General features: G+C 72.5%; 12 protein-coding genes and 2 pseudogenes. 3 read left to right on the top strand and 11 right to left on the bottom strand.

The genetic code is table 11. The features are described 5' to 3' along the window. Positions 1 to 12 precede the first annotated feature (12 nt). Positions 13 to 1,533: a potassium/proton antiporter gene (locus ABEB28_RS38180; protein WP_345733182.1), complete on the bottom strand. Its 1,521-nt coding sequence runs from the start codon at positions 1,531 to 1,533 to the stop codon at positions 13 to 15. 230 nt (positions 1,534 to 1,763) lie between these two features. On the opposite strand from ABEB28_RS38180, the pseudogene ABEB28_RS38185 reads away from it, so the two are divergent. Next, positions 1,764 to 3,707 (top strand): annotated as a pseudogene (locus ABEB28_RS38185) (transglycosylase domain-containing protein); the annotation flags it as partial. 377 nt (positions 3,708 to 4,084) lie between these two features. Here the strand turns inward: ABEB28_RS38185 and ABEB28_RS38190 are convergent. The 10 genes and pseudogenes from ABEB28_RS38190 to ABEB28_RS38230 all read right to left on the bottom strand — a co-directional run bounded on the left by ABEB28_RS38190 (position 4,085) and on the right by ABEB28_RS38230 (position 12,534). Continuing rightward, positions 4,085 to 4,987, bottom strand: a complete 903-nt coding sequence (locus tag ABEB28_RS38190; RefSeq protein WP_345733184.1) for a glycoside hydrolase family protein — start codon at positions 4,985 to 4,987, stop codon at positions 4,085 to 4,087. A gap of 49 nt (positions 4,988 to 5,036) precedes the next feature. Continuing rightward, a complete protein-coding gene (locus ABEB28_RS38195; RefSeq protein WP_345733185.1) occupies positions 5,037 to 5,972 on the bottom strand; it encodes a sulfotransferase family protein in 936 nt (311 codons plus the stop codon). Then, positions 5,969 to 6,949, bottom strand: a complete 981-nt coding sequence (locus ABEB28_RS38200) for a sulfite exporter TauE/SafE family protein (protein WP_345733186.1) — start codon at positions 6,947 to 6,949, stop codon at positions 5,969 to 5,971. The genes ABEB28_RS38195 and ABEB28_RS38200 overlap by 4 nt, the downstream gene beginning before the upstream one ends. Beyond that, positions 6,946 to 8,163, bottom strand: coding sequence for a sulfate adenylyltransferase subunit 1 (locus ABEB28_RS38205; protein ID WP_345733187.1), 1,218 nt, complete (start codon positions 8,161 to 8,163; stop codon positions 6,946 to 6,948). The genes ABEB28_RS38200 and ABEB28_RS38205 overlap by 4 nt, the downstream gene beginning before the upstream one ends. A 61-nt stretch (positions 8,164 to 8,224) precedes the next feature. Beyond that, positions 8,225 to 8,476 (bottom strand): annotated as a pseudogene (locus tag ABEB28_RS43285) (GTP-binding protein); the annotation flags it as partial. Next, positions 8,476 to 9,435: a sulfate adenylyltransferase subunit CysD gene (gene cysD / locus ABEB28_RS38215; RefSeq protein WP_345733189.1), complete on the bottom strand. Its 960-nt coding sequence runs from the start codon at positions 9,433 to 9,435 to the stop codon at positions 8,476 to 8,478. The pseudogene ABEB28_RS43285 and the gene cysD, both read right to left, overlap by 1 nt. Then, positions 9,432 to 10,025: an adenylyl-sulfate kinase gene (gene cysC, locus ABEB28_RS38220; RefSeq protein WP_345733190.1), complete on the bottom strand. Its 594-nt coding sequence runs from the start codon at positions 10,023 to 10,025 to the stop codon at positions 9,432 to 9,434. The genes cysD and cysC overlap by 4 nt, the downstream gene beginning before the upstream one ends. Positions 10,026 to 10,160: 135 nt before the next feature. Further along, positions 10,161 to 10,265 (bottom strand): putative leader peptide, encoded by a 105-nt coding sequence (locus ABEB28_RS43290; protein ID WP_376981361.1) that lies wholly within the window; start codon positions 10,263 to 10,265, stop codon positions 10,161 to 10,163. Between the two features lie 256 nt (positions 10,266 to 10,521). After that, positions 10,522 to 10,899 carry a hypothetical protein gene (locus tag ABEB28_RS38225; RefSeq protein ID WP_345733191.1) on the bottom strand — a complete coding sequence of 126 codons (378 nt, stop codon included), beginning with the start codon at positions 10,897 to 10,899 and terminating at the stop codon, positions 10,522 to 10,524. A 249-nt stretch (positions 10,900 to 11,148) separates the two neighbouring features. Beyond that, positions 11,149 to 12,534: an FAD-binding oxidoreductase gene (locus ABEB28_RS38230; protein WP_345733192.1), complete on the bottom strand. Its 1,386-nt coding sequence runs from the start codon at positions 12,532 to 12,534 to the stop codon at positions 11,149 to 11,151. A gap of 241 nt (positions 12,535 to 12,775) precedes the next feature. Here ABEB28_RS38230 and ABEB28_RS38235 point away from each other — a divergent pair, with 241 nt between their 5' ends. Both ABEB28_RS38235 and ABEB28_RS38240 read left to right on the top strand, forming a co-directional pair. Beyond that, positions 12,776 to 13,252, top strand: coding sequence for a GNAT family N-acetyltransferase (locus tag ABEB28_RS38235; RefSeq protein WP_345733193.1), 477 nt, complete (start codon positions 12,776 to 12,778; stop codon positions 13,250 to 13,252). 10 nt (positions 13,253 to 13,262) lie between these two features. Next, complete coding sequence (locus ABEB28_RS38240) at positions 13,263 to 16,868, top strand: ATP-binding protein (RefSeq protein WP_345733194.1); 3,606 nt, start codon at positions 13,263 to 13,265, stop codon at positions 16,866 to 16,868.

The raw sequence follows: 16,868 nt of genomic DNA on the forward strand, positions 1-16,868 counted from the left end.
TCCCGCTCGCGGTCAACCGCGATGCTGCGCGCCCCGTGCCGGCACATCACCGCCGTGCTCGCCCCACCACCGAGCCAGCTGGCCGGCTCGGCTGACCGCCCGCAGCCGCCGCTCGGTGGCGCGCCGGTCCGCCGTCGTGGTGACGACGAGGAACTGGTCGCCCACCCGGAACCGGGTGTGCTGGTCGGGCACCGTGCTGCGGCCGTCGCGCACGAGCAGCGTCACCACCGCGCCGTCGGGGAGCCGCAGGTCGGTCACCCAGACCCCGGCCAGCCGGGAGCGCGGTGGGATCGTCACCGCCAGCAGGTCGGCCCGCAGCTCGTCGAGCGGCGCGGCTTCGACGACGATGTCCCGGGCTTCGTCCGGCGCGGCCACCCCCAGCCGCCGCGCCACCCACGGCAGGGTCGGCGCCTGCACGATGGTGAACACGAGCACCAGGAGGAAGACGACGTCGAAGAGGCGGGCACGGCCGGAGAGCGGTGCCACCGCCGGGATCGTCGCGAGCACGATCGGTACCGCACCGCGGAGCCCCGCCCAGGACAGGAACGCCTGTTCTCGCCACGGCAGCCGGAACGGCAAAGCGGAGACCAGCACCGAAAGCGGACGCCCGACCAGGAGCAACGCGCCGCCCACCACGAGGGCCGGGACCAGGGCGTCGTCCAGCCGAGTCGGGCTGGCGAGCAGGCCGAGCAGTACGAACATCCCGATCTGGGCCACCCAGGCGATGCCCTCGGCGAAGCCGAGCGTGGCGTTGCGGTGCGGCAGCGATGCGTTTCCCAGCACCAGCCCGGCCACGTAGACCGCGAGGAACCCGCTCGCGTGCAGCTGTCCGGCCGCGCCGAACGCCAGCAGCGGGATCGCGATCGCGCTCACCGGGTAGAGCCCGGACGCGGGCAGCGCGACCCGGTTCAGCAGCCACTGTCCGGCGAAACCCACGAGCAGCCCGATCAGCGCACCGGCGATCAGCTCGTAGATCACCAGGCCCCCGACCTCCCACCCGGAGGCCGTCTCCCAGGCGTCGGACGCGACGACGGTCACCAGGATGACGGTCGGCGGGTCGTTGAAGCCGGACTCGGCCTCCAGCGTCGCGCTCAGCCGCCGTCGCAGCGGTAGCCGACGGAGCACGGAGAACACCGCGGCGGCGTCGGTCGACGACACCACCGCGCCGATCAGGATGCCCAGCCGCCAGTCGAAGCCGAGCGCCACGTGCGCGCAGACGGCGACCGCTGCGACGCTGGTCAGCACGCCCAGCGTCGAGAGCACGACGGACAGCCCGATCACCGGCCGGATGTCCGACCACCGAGTGGTCAGGCCACCCTCGGCGAGGATCACCGCGAGCGCGGCGAAGCCCACGAGCTGGGTGAGCTCCTCGTCGTCGAACCGGATACCGACGCCGGACTCCCCCAGCGCGATCCCGACCAGCAGGAACGCGAGCAGGCCGGGCATGCCGACGCGGGACGCCACTCGGACCGCGATGACCGCGGCGAGCAGCACCCCGGCACCGGCGAGAAGGTAGAGATTGAGCGTGTCCATCGTGAGTACTAGGCTCTACCATCCCAATCCGCGGACAACTCCTGGCCACGCCGGGATGAGTTGCTCCGGCGCGCCGACGCGGTTCGCCGCGCCGTCGCGGCGCGTGGATTGGGCCCCACCTGGGACGATATGCCTAGTGGTTTCGTGGAGTTCGCGGTGTGTCGCGGTGGCGCGCCGTCGTTACGGAGTTTTGTCTTCTCTGTTCCCGTTACCGAAACTAGCCTGATCCCATGGAATCGCGGGGGAAAGACAAGAGGGCCCAGCTGTTCGCGATCGCCCTCTGTGGACTGTTGGCCGGAGTCGTCATCGCGGCCGCCGCGTTCCCGGCCGTCGCCGTTACCGGCCTGACCGCCAAGTCGGCCTCCGACGAGTTCGAGAACCTACCCAGCGACCTCTCGACGCCACCGCTCCCACAGACGTCGTACCTGCTGGCGGCCGACGGATCGCCGATCACGTCGTTCTACGCCGAGAACCGCATGCCGGTGCCGATCAGCGACGTCCCGCAGATGATGCAGGACGCGATGGTGGCCGCCGAGGACGCGCGGTTCTACCAGCACAACGGCGTGGACATGCAGGGCATCATCCGGGCGTTCGTGCGCAACCAGCAGGCCGGCGACATCCAGCAGGGAGCGTCGACGCTGACCCAGCAGTACGTCCGTAACGTGCTGTCGTACGCCGCGAACACCCCGGCCGAGCGTCGTCTGGCCACCGAGGACACAGTGGGGCGCAAGGTCCGCGAGGCCCGGTACGCGGTGGCGCTGGAGAAGCAGCTGACCAAGCAGCAGATCCTGGAGCGCTACCTCAACATCTCGTTCTACGGCAACGGCGGCTACGGCCTCGGCTCCGCCGCCCAGCGGTACTTCTCCAAGACGCCGAAGCAGCTGACGCTGCCCGAGGCCGCGATGCTGGCCGGCATGGTCCGCAGCCCCTCGACGTACGACCCGATCAGCGGGGACGCCGACGCGGCGAAGGCCCGCCGCGACTACGTCCTCTCGCGGATGGCCGACCTCGGCTACGTCACCCGCGCCGAGGCCAACGAGGCCGCCGCGACCAAGCTGGTCCTCAAGCCGCGCAAGCCGCAGGGCTCCTGCGTCAACGGCAATCCGCTGTACGGCTTCTACTGCGACTGGTTCCTCGACTGGTGGAAGTCGAACCCGGCGTTCGGCCGGAACCGCAACGAGCGCGAGCAGAACCTGAAGACCGGTGGCTACCGGATCGTCACCGCGCTCGACCCGGCCACCCAGCGCGCCGCGCAGAAGGCCGTGGACAACGAGGTGAAGCGCACCAGCAACTTCGCCACCGGGGTGGTCGTCGTTCAGCCGGGTACCGGGCGGGTCACCGCGATGGCGATCAACCGCACGTACAGCCTGAAGAAGAACCCGCCGGGCAAGTCCGCGCCGCACACGGTGAACCCGCTGCTCACCGGTACCAACGTCTCTCCCGGCTACCAAGCCGGTTCGACGTTCAAGCTGTTCACGCTCGCGGCCGCGCTGGAGAAGGGCCTACCGCTCGGCACCAAGATCTACTCGCCGGGCCGGATCAAGACCCAGTTCCGCAACGCCTCCGGGCCGGTCGCCTGCGACGGTGACCACTGGTGTCCGAAGAACGCGAGCGGACGCATGTCCGGCACCCACACGATGTGGTCGGGCTTCGGCGAGTCGGTGAACACGTACTTCGTCCAGCTCGAGGAGCGGATCGGGGTCAAGGCCGCGGTCAACATGGCCGAGCGGCTCGGCGTCACGTTCCGGTCCAGCGCGGACTACGACCAGCGCAACGCCGTCCAGACCAACCCGAACGCCTGGGGCTCGTTCACGCTCGGGACCGCACTGGTCACCCCGCTGGACATGGCCACCGCGTACGCGACGATCGCCGCGCGGGGCAAGCGGTGCGATCCCACCCCGTTGCTCTCGCTCGCCGACCGGAACGGCAGACAGATCGCGTTCGGCAACCCGACGTGCAAACAGGTGATCGCGCCGGACATCGCGGACGCGGTTGCGGACGCCGCCCGCTGCCCGGTCGGTGACGACGCCGCGAGCGGGTGCGCCCGCCGGAACGGCGTGACCGCGGGCCGGGTGGGCGGCTCGTTCGTCCGGGAGATCGCCGGCAAGACCGGTACCACGGACGACAACAAGGCCGCGTGGTTCGTCGGGTTCACGCCGAACCTGGCCGCCGCGGTGTTCTACTCCGACCCGGACAACCCCAACCTGCGGCCGGTGCCGAGCTACCGGGTACCGGCGACCGTCTTCATCAAGACGATGCAGACCGCGCTGAGCACGGTGGCGCCGAAGGGCTTCGTCGCACCGACCAGCCTGCGGAAGTGGGGCCCGGACGGCTCGCCGCCGACGTTGAAGAGCGACCCGAGCGTGGGCGGCGGACCGGCCGACCCGGACCGGGAACGCGAACGCCGGGAACGCGATCGTCGCTCCCCGACTCCACGACCCGGAGAGGACACCGACGAGGACGAAGGAAACGAGGACGGCGGCCGCGCCAGCCCGTCGCCCAGCGATTGACCCGACCCGGGCCCGCCGACTCTTCGGCGGGCCCGGGGTCGCTACGGCAGCAGCTCGGTGCGCAGCTCGTGGGCACCGTCGGCCCGGGTGCCCTCGTAGTAGACGCGGTGACCACCGTCGGGCAGCGGAACCACCGAGACGTACCGGAGCCCACCCGGGGCGAACGGCGACCGCTTCGGCGGACGGGGGTCGGCCGTGAATGCGGTGAACAGGCCGTCCTCGCCGAGGCGCCCGTGCGCGAGGCCGGTGACCTCTTCCCAGTTCTCCTCCGCGGTGGCCCGCCCGTCGTAGAGCGCCAGAGCGTTCTCGCCGGTGACCACCACGGAGGCGAACCGCACGCCGCGGGCGTCCCACTCACCCGGACGCCCGGCCAGCGCGGTTCCGTGCCAGGTCCAGTCGATCCCGTCCGCGCTGGTCGCGTAGTCGGTGGTCATCCGGTCGGCGTGCTCGTCGGACTCCAGCGGATGGCAGGACGCCCAGAGGTGCCAGCGGCCGGCCGCGTGCACGATCACCGGGTCCTTGACGCCGACCGTGTCGTCGCCGGGCAACACCGTCCGCGGCGCGGCCAGCGGGAGCTTCTCCGGCGTGTCGGCCTCGAGCAGCACCACCCGCCAGTGCTTGGTCCCCGGCGTCGCGACGCTGACGTAGAGCCGCCAGCGACCGTCCGGCGCCCGCAGCAGCGCAGGACGCTCCAGCGAGTCGGAGTCGAACTCCTCGCGCCGGACCTCGGCGATCGGCTCGAACGACACACCGTCGACGGATTTCGCGAGGACGTTGACGTACCCGCGACCGGCCCCGATCGGGAGCCGGAGCCGGTAGGCGAGGTAGTAGATGCCGTCGACCAGGACGGCGCTGGGCGCCCCCGCCCAGGACCCCGTCGTCACCTCGGGCGGTTCGACCACGACCGCCGCATCGTGCCACTGGGGTACCGGCTCGCTGCCCACACTGTCTCCTCGGATGTCGGCCCGACCGTCGTCGCCGAGGCGTACGGATTCAGCGATGCGGGCGGGGCGGGTTGTCGATGTCCAGCCAGTCCTGGAACGACTCGCCGGTCACCTTCTCCAGTAGTTCGATGTCGTCGGTGAAGTACGGCAGGATCCTCGCGCGTTCCTCCGCGGTCAGGCGCGGGCGCGGGCCCTTCTGCCGGTGGAGTGCGGTGAGCAGCGGTCCCCGGACGGCGAGCCGGGCCGGCACCGGGAAGTGCTGACCGAACCGGCCACCCGTGCGCAGCAGGGTCCGGAGCAGGGAGTTCACCGGGGTGTCGGGGACGTAGGGCGTCACGTTCTCCGACGGCACCGCGCCGAGGATGCCGGTGCGGACGCCGAGGAACGCACAGACCCGGTCCAGCGCCTCCATCGGCGTGTCGCGCAGATCGCGGTAGCGCATCAGCAGCACCTGTTCGTCGTCGAACAGCGTGTAGAGGTGCTGCAGCTGCTCACCGTAGCGTCCCTGACCGAGGTAGTGCCAGAAGTGCGCCCAGCCCGCGGCCTTCCGCTCCGGCTCCAGCTCGCAGGCGGTGACAAAGTCGCTCTCGGCCTCCAGGCCCGCGGCCCACAGGTGGTACCAGTTGGAGTGCGCGCGGTCGACCGGGTTGCGCACCACGACGATCAGCTTCGCGTCCGGGACCGTGCGCTTGATCCGCGCCTGGGCATCCAGGTCGTAGAGGTAGAACGGCGTCGCCTCGCCGGTCAGCGTGCCCGGCGGAGCAGGCGCGAACAGCGCCTCGTAGTCCGCGCGCCGCCAGACGTGCTCCTGGTAGGTCTGGGCGTCGCCAGGACCGCCCTCCGCCGGCGGCGGTCCGTCGGAGAGGAAGTACTTGGGCTCCTTCACCGCCGAGAGGTAGAGCTCGGGGTGGTGGACCAGCGCGGCGTGCAGAGCGGTGGTGCCCGCCTTCGGCACGCCGATGACGAGGAAGTCGGGCAGCGTCACGGCGCACCACCCTCCCGCAGCGGCGAGCGCGGCGCGGCACCCTGCAACTCGGCCGCCTCCAGCTCCGCGAGTTCCCGATCGTCGACCGTCTCCACGGACTCCTCCGCGAGGCGGGCGCTGTCCCGCCGCCAGCGCCGGAACGCGTAGGTCCCGAGCGCGACCACGACCGCCACGATCCCGCCGTACACCGCGAACCGGGCACCGGCGGTCAGGTCGGTCTGCTTGAACAGCGTCCGGACGTTCGTCAGGACCAGCAACCCACCGGCCCCGGTACCGAGCAGCGGCACCGGCAGGTGCTTCACCAGCCAGGCCGCGAGCGGCGCCGCGACCACGCCACCGGCCAGCAGCCCGCCGACCACCGCCCAGTCGATCGCTTCGTTGCCGAGCCCGATCAGGAAGCCGAGGCTGGCGAAGACCGCGACCAGGAACTCGCTGGCGCTCACCGACCCGATCACCTTCCGTGGCTCGGTCCGCTTCGCCGAGAGCAGCGTGGAGGTCGCGACCGGGCCCCACCCGCCACCGCCGGTGGCGTCGATGAACCCCGCGGTCAACCCGAGCGGCACCAGCGCTCGCTTGCGCAGCGGTGGGCGGGCCGCGAGCTGCCCGTCGATCGCCGTGGTCGCGAACCGCAGCACGATGTAGACGCCCAGCACGAGCAGGATCGCCGACGTCCACGGCGCGGCCACGTCGGTCGAGAGCCGGGACAGCAGCGAGGCGCCGACGAACGCGCCGACCGCGCCCGGCACGCCGAGGCGCACCACGAGCTTCCAGTCGACGTTCTGGAACCGCCAGTGGGCCACACCGGACACCAGGGTGCTCCCGATCTCGGCCAGGTGCACCGAGGCGGACGCGACCGCGGCGGTAACGCCGCTGGTGAGCAGCAGCGTGGTCGCGGTGACGCCGAACGCCATGCCGAGCGAACCGTCGACCAGCTGGGCGCCCAGACCCACCAGGACGAAGACGAGGAACCGGGTCACGAGCGAGCTCCCTGGTTTTCGGTGGTGAGGCGGCGTACCAGCGCGGCCGCGATCGTGTCGCCGGTGCGTTCGGTGAGCAGGAGGGCGGCGCCGGTCGTCCGGTCGACACCGTACGGATCGACGGCGAGCGGCTCGGCGACGGCGATCGTCGCCCGGCCGATGTCGTTGGTCTGCAGGCGGTCGGCCGGACGCCGACGGCCGGTGTCGATGTCGACGGTGTCGGTGACCTCGCGGACCAGCCCGCGGACGAGCTTGCCGGTGTGCCGCACCAGTACCCGGTCTCCGGCGACCACCGGACGGTCGCCGACCACCGCCAGGTCCGCGACGAACTCGCGCACGACCTCCGCGGGCTCGTCCGCGGCCACGATCAGCTCGCCCCGGCCGACGTGCAGTTCGTCGGTGAGCGTGACCGCGACGGCGGCGCCCTCGCCGGCCGCGTCGAGCGGCCCGTCGGCGTCCTCCACCGAGACGATCCGGGTGCGGCGGCCGGACGGCTGGACCAGGACCTCGTCGCCGGGGCGGGCGATCCCGGACGCGATCGTGCCGGTGTAGCGGCGGGTGTCGCCGCCGCGCGCGACCCACTGCACGGGGAGCCGCAGCGGCGCGTTCGCGCGGACCGGCACCTCCACCGATGCCAGCAGGTCGAGCAGCGTCGGCCCCTCGTACCACGGTGTGCGGTCCGACTTCGTGGTGACGTTGTCGCCGCTCTTCGCGCTCACCGGCACCGCGGTGACCTGCGCGATGCCGACCTCCTTCGCGTACGCCTCGGCGTCGGTGACCACCCGGGCGAACGCCTCCTCGTCGTAGTCGACCAGGTCGATCTTGTTGACCGCCAGGATCAGGTGCGGCACCCGGAGCAGCGCGGCGACCGCCGCGTGCCGCCGCGTCTGCTCGACCAGCCCGTTGCGGACGTCGACCAGCAGCAGTGCGACGTCGGCCGACGACATACCGGTGACGGTGTTCCGGGTGTACTCGACGTGGCCGGGGCAGTCGACGAGGACCACGTCGCGGGAGGCCGTCGAGAGGTAGCGGTGGGCGACGTCGATCGTGATGCCCTGTTCGCGCTCGCCCCGCAGCCCGTCGACGAGCAGGGAGAGGTCGAGCTCCGCGCCGCGGGCCCGACTCGCCGACGAGACCGCCTGCAGCGTGTCGGCGAGTACCGCCTTGCCGTCGTAGAGGAGACGGCCGACGAGCGTGCTCTTGCCGTCGTCCACCNCCGGGGCAGTCGACGAGGACCACGTCGCGGGAGGCCGTCGAGAGGTAGCGGTGGGCGACGTCGATCGTGATGCCCTGTTCGCGCTCGCCCCGCAGCCCGTCGACGAGCAGGGAGAGGTCGAGCTCCGCGCCGCGGGCCCGACTCGCCGACGAGACCGCCTGCAGCGTGTCGGCGAGTACCGCCTTGCCGTCGTAGAGGAGACGGCCGACGAGCGTGCTCTTGCCGTCGTCCACCGAGCCCGCGGTGGCGACGCGAAGCAGGCCGGTCGCTCCGGCCGCGCGCTGGGTCGTCTTCGCTTCGAGGAGCGTCATCAGAAGTAGCCCTCTCGCTTCCGATCCTCCATCGCGGCGTCGCTGGTCCGGTCGTCGGCCCGGGTCGCTCCCCGCTCCGACTGTTCGGCCAGCGTCACCTCGGTCAGGACGGCGTCCGCGTCGCCGGCCTCACTCTCGACCGCCCCGGTGCTGATCGCGTCCCCCACGGTCCGGTAGCGGACGCGCCGCCGGCCGGCGGCGGCCCGGTCGGCGTCGGACGACCACTCGGTGAGGGCGAGCAACATCCCGTCGCGCTCGACGACGTCCCGCTCGTGGGCGTAGTAGAGCGACGGCAGCTCGATGCCCTCCCGCGCGATGTAGCGCCAGACGTCGAGTTCGGTCCAGTTGGAGAGCGGGAAGATCCGGACGTTCTCCCCCGGCTGGTGCGCACCGTTGTAGAGCCGCCACAGCTCCGGACGCTGCCGGTGCGGGTCCCAGCCGCCGAACGCGTCCCGGAGCGAGAACACCCGCTCCTTGGCGCGTGCCTTCTCCTCGTCCCGGCGGGCGCCGCCGATCAGCGCGTCGAATTTGTGCTGCTCGATCGCGTCGAGCAGCGTCCGGCTCTGCAGGGCGTTGCGGGACTGCCCGGCGGCGACGTCGGAGACCCGGCCGGCGGCGATCGTCTCCTCGACGCGCGCCACGACCAGTTCGGTGCCGGTCTCCGCGACCCGGCGGTCCCGGAAGTCGAGGACCTCGGAGAAGTTGTGACCGGTATCGACGTGCAGCAGCGGGAACGGCAGCGGAGCTCCGGCGAACGCCCGGGTCGCGACGTGCAGCAGTACGGCGGAGTCCTTACCGCCGCTGAACAGCAGCGCGGGCCGGTCGAACTGACCGGCCGCCTCGCGCAGGACGTGGATGGCCTCGGCCTCCAGCAGGTCGAGAGCGCCCGGCGCGGAGTGCCCGGGAATCAACCCGGCGACCCGCCCAGCGGCGGTCGCCACCTCGGCGGCGGCGCTCATGCGAGCCCTCGCTCGGTGAGCAGACCGACCAGCCGGGACGCACTCGCCGCGACCGACTCCTCGTGGGTACGGAGCACCAGGTCGGGGGCGATCGGGGCTTCGTAGGGGGCGTCCACGCCGGTCAGCCCGGTGACGGAGCCGGCCCGCTGACCCGCGTAGAGGCCCTTGACGTCCCGGTCGGAGCACACCTCGACCGGGGCGGCGGCGTAGATCTCCAGGAACGGGAGGCCCTCGGCAGCCGACGCGGCCTTGAGTGCCTCGCGGTCCTCCGCGTAGGGGGAGACCAGCGGCGCGAACGCGAGGACGCCGTTGCGGGCGAGCAGCCGCGCGATCCAGCCCACGCGGGCCACCTGCTTGGCTCGGTCGGCTCGGGAGAAGCCCAGATCAGCGGAGAGGAAAGCGCGGATCTCGTCGCCGTCGAGCACCTCGACCGCGCGACCGTCGGCGCGCAGCTGCTCGGCGGCAGCGAGGGCCACGGTCGTCTTGCCCGCGCTGGGCAGGCCGGTCAGCCAGATCGTCGCGCCGGTGAGGGCGAGGGAGCCGGGGGTGGGTCGTGCGCGGTCGGTGCCAGGAGTGGACGCTGGGGGCATCGTCTGAGTCCCTCGGTCGGCGGGTCGGGCCGGAGAGCGGGTTCCGGGGGCCGGGGGCGAGCGGATGACCGGCGCGGTCGAGGAGCGACACGCGGACGCGACGGTGCGCCGCGGTGATGCTCCCTGCGGTGGCGGTCAGGCAGCCAGACAGAGTGCGGTGGCAACACGCACGAGGTCGATGTGCCGCCGCTGCGTCAGCGGGACTCGCTGACCTGGGCGTCGACTCGTGCGGTTCGTCATGGGGACATTGTTACCCGGCGCAGGCCCAAGGTCACATAGATCCCACCGATTGGATAGGAATCACAGCTTGCACGGCCGTAGAAACACGCGAGCGCCCCGCGCGTTCGCGCGGGGCGCTGCTGGTGTTCTTTGTGTTACTACGGACCTGGAGCCCGCCCAGGGCGAGGCTGGCGTCCGCGCGCAAGGCCGCCTCGACCTTGCTGTGGTCTCAAGGCCTTGCGCGCGGCCGTCAGGCTCGCCCTGGGCGGGCCGTGCACTAGTTGGCTGAAATCTTGACTACTACTTGGTCGGCGGTGATGGACTCCACGGCGACGTTCCAGCCTTCGGAGTTGGCGTCCTGGCCGACCGGCACGGTCACCTGCTGCCCGGCGATCTCCACCGTCGCCTGGCTGTTCTCCACGTTCACGAGCTTCGCCTCGACGCCGAGCACCGAAACGCTGGCGTCGACCCCGCGTTCGAACGTGATCGTGCACGAGTTGAGGTTGCAGTCGGTCTGGGAGTTGTCGCCGCCGCAGCCGGCGAGCACGGCGAGCCCGAGCGCGAGTGCCGCGACGAGCGCGCCGAGACGAGCGGCGGCACGGTGGCGAACGGGACGACCGGTTGAGCCGGCGCGAAGTGCGTCGATGCTGGTCACGAACCCAGTGTAGGCGCGCGGCGCCACCCGGCTACGGCGCAGACCGCAACCGGACAGAAAGGGTTCGGGGCCGTCCGATCGGTCCACCGGCCCGGACCGCACACCACTCTCCAGGTGCGGGTCCGGGCCGGTGGGTCGGGGCCTCGACGCGGAAGACGGGGGGCAACCGCGGAGACCCCGGTCCACGCACGCCTCCGCCACTGGTGCGCTCCGGACGGCGGCGTGCAGGTCTCTGGGAACAGGGTGGGGTCAGCGAAGAACCGGGTGGTTGCTCCGGATGACACCCTGCGGGTCACGTCGGCGCTTGACGTCCCGCAGCCGGGCCAGCACGTCCGGCGGGAATGCGGCGACCGGGCTCTCCTCCGAGCCGAGGAACGTGAAGAAGATCCGTCCGCTGGCGTGCGGAGCGAACGAGGCGGCCATCAGCGCCTGGTGCGCCTCGATCTGCTCGGCCATCCCCGGCCCCATCGGCATGCCGATCCCGGTCAGGCTGAACTTCTCCTCCAGATGCCCCACCGCACCGCCGCCCGCGGCCGGCCGGGCCAGCGCCCCACCGAGGTGGCGCAGCTGGACCGAGGTCAACGGGGAACCGCTGTGCGGTCCCGCGACGCCGAGCAGCGTGTCGGCCGCGTCGTCGTCGAGCTCCGGCAGCAGCGCGGCGTACTCCATGGCCGGCACCGGGTCGAGCGGCTCGGCCGCCACCGACCCGAGGTCGGCGACCTTCAGCGTCCCGACGGTGTCGAGCAGCGTCCCCGGCACCGCGAACAGCCGCGCGAGCAGTTCTCGGCCGGCCGCCAGGCCACCGAGGTAGGTCGCGTCCACCGCCACCATCGCCCGGCCGCGCAGGAACTCCGGCAGCTCGGGGATCGCCGGGAAACGCAGCAGGGTGTACCAGAGGCTCAGCTCCTCCGGAGCGTCGGCCACCGTCTCCCGGTACGCCTCCAGCACCTCGGCCGCGCGCTCGGCCGGCCAGAGCAGCCGGCCACCGTAGAGCAGCGGCGCCGGGAAGAGGTCGAACTCCAGCTCGGTGACGAGCGCGAAGTCACCACCGCCCCCACGCAGTGCCCAGAACAGCTCCGGGTCCCGAGTGGCGTCGACGCGGTACCGGTCACCGTCCGCGTCGATCACCTCGGCCGACCGGACGGCGTTCGCCGTGAAGCCGTACTTGCGGCCGAACCAGGAGAGCCCGCCGCCGAGCGTGAACCCGACGACGCTGGGCCCGGTGGAGCTGCCGGCGAGACCGGTCAGCCCGTGGGCACCCGCGCGGCCAAGCACGTCGGCCCAGCCGGCGCCCGCGGCCACCCGAGCCGTCCGGGCCACCGGGTCGACGTCGACGCCGCGTAACGCACCGGTGCGGAGCAGGATCGTGTCCCGGAGCGCGGTGGTGGCGCCGTGCCCGACCGGCTGGGCGGCGACCGCCAGCCCGTTCCGGTTGGCGTACCGCACGGTGGCGGCGACGTCCTCCGCGTCCTCGGCGATGACGACCGCCCGCACCTCCTGCTGCACCTGCAGGTTCCACGGACGCCGGGCCACCTCCCACCCGGAGTCACCCGGCGAGAGCACCTGTCCGCGGACCACGCGGGCCAGGTCCGTGCTTACGGTCCCTGGCGTCGCTACCGCGCCGGTGGTCATCATCGCTCTTCTCCCACTGCAAGTCCGTGCCGTACCTCGACGACGGAAACAGTGGCGCACCCCGCTTGGCGGCGACTTGATCCTCACTTGGAAGCCCGCTTGGCCACTTAAAACGTCGTAAAGAGCGGGGTATTGGTCCGAATTCGCGGCAATGGACCGGCTCGTTCCCTAGCCGGATCCAAGTCGCGTCCAAGGAGGGCTGGGGATCCTCTGGATCGTGACTGGATCCGCGCCTTGGAGGCCCTTGCTCTCCGACGATGTGGCGGCCGCGGACATGGTCCTGTTCCGGATCTCCCCGCCGGCCGCGCCCGGGCCCGCCCTCGACCTGCTGCGGCGCTGTGCGCCCGAGGCACTGGACGAGGCCGCGTCGACCCCCGGCACCCGGCTGTACCTCCTGGTGGACGTCGCCGCCGAGGACCCGCACCGGGCGCTGGCCGCCGCGCTCGTCCGGCCGGGCGCCACACCCGACCGTGCCCGCCTGGTCGCGATCGCGGTGGAGCCGGCCCTCCGTCGACGCGGCCTCGCCACCCGCCTGCTCACGGACGTACGGCGGTCGCTGCAGGCCGAGGGCGCGACCCTCGAACTCTGTACCAAAGCCGATGACCAGCTGACGAAGATGCTGCACAGGCTCGGCTTCGCGGAGGATACCGACCTGGTGAACAGCGGTTACGCTCACGAATCGGTGGGGCGCCCGGTGCTGTGGAGGTCCCGGGACACCTGACGGAGGGGCCATGCCGGTCGAGAACCACGCGCCGGTGAACGCCGCCCCGCCGGGGACGCTCGATTTCCGGTTACTCGGTCCGCTGGTCGTCATCGACGGCCAGGGACGCCAGGTGGACATCGGGCCGCGCAAGGAGCGCGCGATCCTCGCGATGCTGCTCATCACCCCGGGTCAGGTCCTTCCGCTCGACCGGCTGATCGACCAGCTCTGGTCCGACGAGCCACCGTCCAGCGCGACCGGCACGCTGCAGGCGTACATCTCCCAGCTGCGTCGAGCGCTGGAGCCCGACCGCGCGCCGCGCACCCCACCCCGCACGCTGCTCACCCGGGAGCCCGGCTACCTGCTCGACATCGAGCCGGCTCAGGTGGACCTCGTCCGTTTCGCCAAGGACGTCGACGCCGGACGGCAGGCGCTCGGCGCCGGCGACCCGCTCACCGCCGACGCGTTCTTCCGGGCCTCGGTGACCCACTGGCGGGGCTCCGCGCTGCAGGACTTCTCCGACTTGGCGTTCGCCCAGCCGACGATCACCCGCATGCACGACCTGCATCTGGTCGCGCACGAGTTGCAGGTCGAGGCGTGGCTGGGGCTCGGACGGCACACCGAAGCCGTGCTCAAGCTGGAGCAGATCGTCGAGCGCCACCGGTTCCGGGAACGGTGCTGGGCGCTGCTGGCGCTCGGGCTGTACCGCAGCGGGCGGCAGGCCGACGCGCTCGGCGCGCTGCAGCGGGTCCGCACGATCCTCGCCGAGGAGCTGGGGCTCGACCCGGGGCCGGAGCTGCGCGACATGGAGGCCGCGGTACTGCGGCAGGACCCGACGCTCGATCTGCCGGGCACGCTCCCGGGCACGGCCGTCGTCAGCGGGCAGTCGCCGTACCTCTACCTCGCGCCGGCCGCGCCACCCACCGATCCGGCCCACCCGGTGACCGCGAGCGCGAAGGCGAGCGCACCGTTCCCGCCTCCTGCCCCGCCGGCGGCCACACCGCAGCCGGACGGGCTGCCGATCACGTCGATCCCGCCCCAGCCGCACGCCCCGCTTCCCACCCCCGAGGAACCGCGGCGATACCAGGTGCCCGCCCTCGGCGGAGGCGGCACGCAGCCGCTGATCGCCCGCGACTTCCAGCTCGGCTGGATCACCGCCCGGCTGCAGGAACTGCCCGGGAGGCGGGGCGGCGTCGTCCTGCTCACCGGCGAGGCCGGCGTCGGCAAGACCCGGCTGGCGCGGGCGGCGACCGATGCGGCCGCCGACATGGGTTACGCGGTCGCCTGGGGCCGCTGCGTCGAGAGCAGCGCGTCCCCGGCGTTCTGGCCGTGGCTGCAGGTGCTGGAGGCGTGCTCCGCCCGCCCCGGCTCGACGGCGGACGAAGCGCTGGCGCTCCTCACCGGCGGCACCGGCGGCCCACCGGACGCCGATCCGGATGCCGCCCGATTCGCGCTGCACGCCGGGGTGGCGAGCGCGCTCCTACCCGGCGACGCCCCGCTGCTCATCGTCATCGAAGACCTGCACTGGGCCGACGCGTCGTCGTTGGAGCTGCTCGCGTTCATCGCCGGTGAGCTGCACCGCTACCCGACGCTGATCCTGGTGACGCTCCGGCAGGAGCCCGGCGAGCACGCCGCCGCACTCCACCACACGCTCGGTGACGTCGCACGGCAGCCCGGCGTCGAGCGGGTCAACGTCCACCCGTTCACCGCCGAGGACGTCGCCGAGTTCCTCGTCGCCCACCAGGTCGAACCAGCACCGCAGCTGGTCCGCGTCCTGCACGACCGCACCGGCGGCAACCCGTTCTACCTCGGCGAGCTGCTACGCCTGCTGAGCAGCGAGCAGCCCGCAGCGCTGGCCGGCGGCGACTCCGCCGGCACCAGCCCCACCGCGGCGGCCGCGTCCGCGGTACCGGCCGGGGTCCGCGAGGTCATCGACCGCCGGGTCGCCCGACTCCCACAGGACACCCAGGCGTTGCTGCGCGCGGCCGCGGTCGGCGGGCGCGACATCGAGGTGGACGTCCTCGAGAACGTCATGGAGCTCGACACCGAGCGCGTCCTGATGCTGCTGGAGCCCGCCGTCGCCAGCGGCCTGGTCGAGGAGCTGCCGGACGGCTGGGACTACCGGTTCTCGCACGCGCTGGTCCGGGACGCGCTCTACGTCGGGCTGAGTCGGCTGCAGCGGGCACGCCTGCACCGGCGGGTCGGCGAAGCGCTGGAGGCGCAGCCCGGATCGGGCGACCGTCCGGCCGAGCTGGCCCACCACTACGGGCTCGCCGCTCGCGTCGGCAGCAGCGCCAAGGCCGTCGAGTACGCGATCAAGGCGGCCCGGCAGGCTGCCGCGCAGCGGGCGCACCCGGAAGCCGTCGAGTTCTGGGAGCTCGCGCTCGCGGCGCTGGACTCCGGCTCCGAGATGCGCCGCCGGGAGCTGCTGGTCGAGCTGGGCCGGGCGCGCCGGGCCTGCAGCGACACCGAAGGTGCCCGGGAAGCGCTCGACGAGGCCGTGCAACTGGCCCTCGCCGACGGTGACGAGGCTGCGGTGATCGAGGCGGTCACCGTGTTCGGCGGCGTCACCGCGTGGAACTGGCGTCCGTACGGCGTCGTCGACGACCGGATGGTGCAGATCCTCCGTGACCGGGTCGACGCCCCCGGCCTCACCGACGCGCAGCGGGCCGCGATGCTCGGCACGCTCGGCGTCGAGCTGTACTACGGGCCGCAGCGGGCCGAGGGTGAGCGGCACGCGACCCGCGCGGTCGAGCTGGCCCGTCCGCTCGGCGACCCAGCGCTACTCGCCCAGACGCTGAACAACTACCACATCGCGGCGTGGGTCCCGGAGCGCGAGGCGGAACGTCGCCGGGCGACCGACGAGGCGATCGCGCTGCCCGGAGTCCCCCGGCCGCACGAACTGGTGGCCCGGATCCACCGGATGGGGATGCTGCTGCGCGCCGGCGACCTGCCCGGGTTCGACGCCGACATGGCGCGCGCCCGGGAGCTGGTCGGCGAGGTCAACCGACCGGAGCTCGACGGCATCCTGCGGTTCGCCGAGGCGTCCCGCACCATGCTCTCCGGACGCTACGAGGAAGGCGAGCGGCTCTCGGTGGAGGCGCTCGACTTCCACCACCGCACCAGCCTGTGGGGCGGGGAGCTCCCGCACCTCGTGCAGCTGTTCACCAGCCGCCGCGCTCAGGGCCGCCCCGGCGAGGCGCTCGAACGCCTCCTGGAGTACGCGGGCAAGCCGGCGTTCGAGGTGCTGCGCCCGGCCACGATCCTGGCCGCGGTGGAAGCCGGTGACGAGGGGTACGCGCGGCGGCTCGTCGGACGCTGGGGCACCACGATCAGGAGGAACTGGGCGACCGACTTCCTGCTGGTGCAGTGGGCGCTGGTCGGTGCCCAGCTGGGCACGCCCGACCCGGAGGCGGTGCTGGCCGACCTGCTGCCGTACGCGGACTGGCTCGCGACCCTGGGGACGTCCGGCACCTGCTGGGGATCGACCCACCACCACATCGCGGTGGTGCTGGCCGCGCTCGGACGGGTCGACGAGGCCCGCAGCCACGCGGGCAAGGCCCTCTCCACCCACCGCACACTGGGCTTCCCCGTCCTGGCCCAGCGCACCGAGACCCTGCTGAGCCAGCTGGAGTAG

It is taken from the genome of Cryptosporangium minutisporangium (assembly GCF_039536245.1).
Classification (GTDB): Bacteria; Actinomycetota; Actinomycetes; order Mycobacteriales; family Cryptosporangiaceae; genus Cryptosporangium; species Cryptosporangium minutisporangium.

What these genes read in the sequence shown, in the direction of transcription:
- ABEB28_RS43290 (WP_376981361.1), bottom strand. Translation starts at nt 10,265, where the DNA reads ATGACGAACCGCACGAGTCGACGCCCAGGTCAGCGAGTCCCGCTGACG.
- ABEB28_RS38240 (WP_345733194.1), top strand. Translation starts at nt 13,263, where the DNA reads ATGCCGGTCGAGAACCACGCGCCGGTGAACGCCGCCCCGCCGGGGACG.
- cysD (WP_345733189.1), bottom strand. Translation starts at nt 9,435, where the DNA reads ATGAGCGCCGCCGCCGAGGTGGCGACCGCCGCTGGGCGGGTCGCCGGG.
- ABEB28_RS38230 (WP_345733192.1), bottom strand. Translation starts at nt 12,534, where the DNA reads ATGATGACCACCGGCGCGGTAGCGACGCCAGGGACCGTAAGCACGGAC.
- ABEB28_RS38180 (WP_345733182.1), bottom strand. Translation starts at nt 1,533, where the DNA reads ATGGACACGCTCAATCTCTACCTTCTCGCCGGTGCCGGGGTGCTGCTC.
- cysC (WP_345733190.1), bottom strand. Translation starts at nt 10,025, where the DNA reads ATGCCCCCAGCGTCCACTCCTGGCACCGACCGCGCACGACCCACCCCC.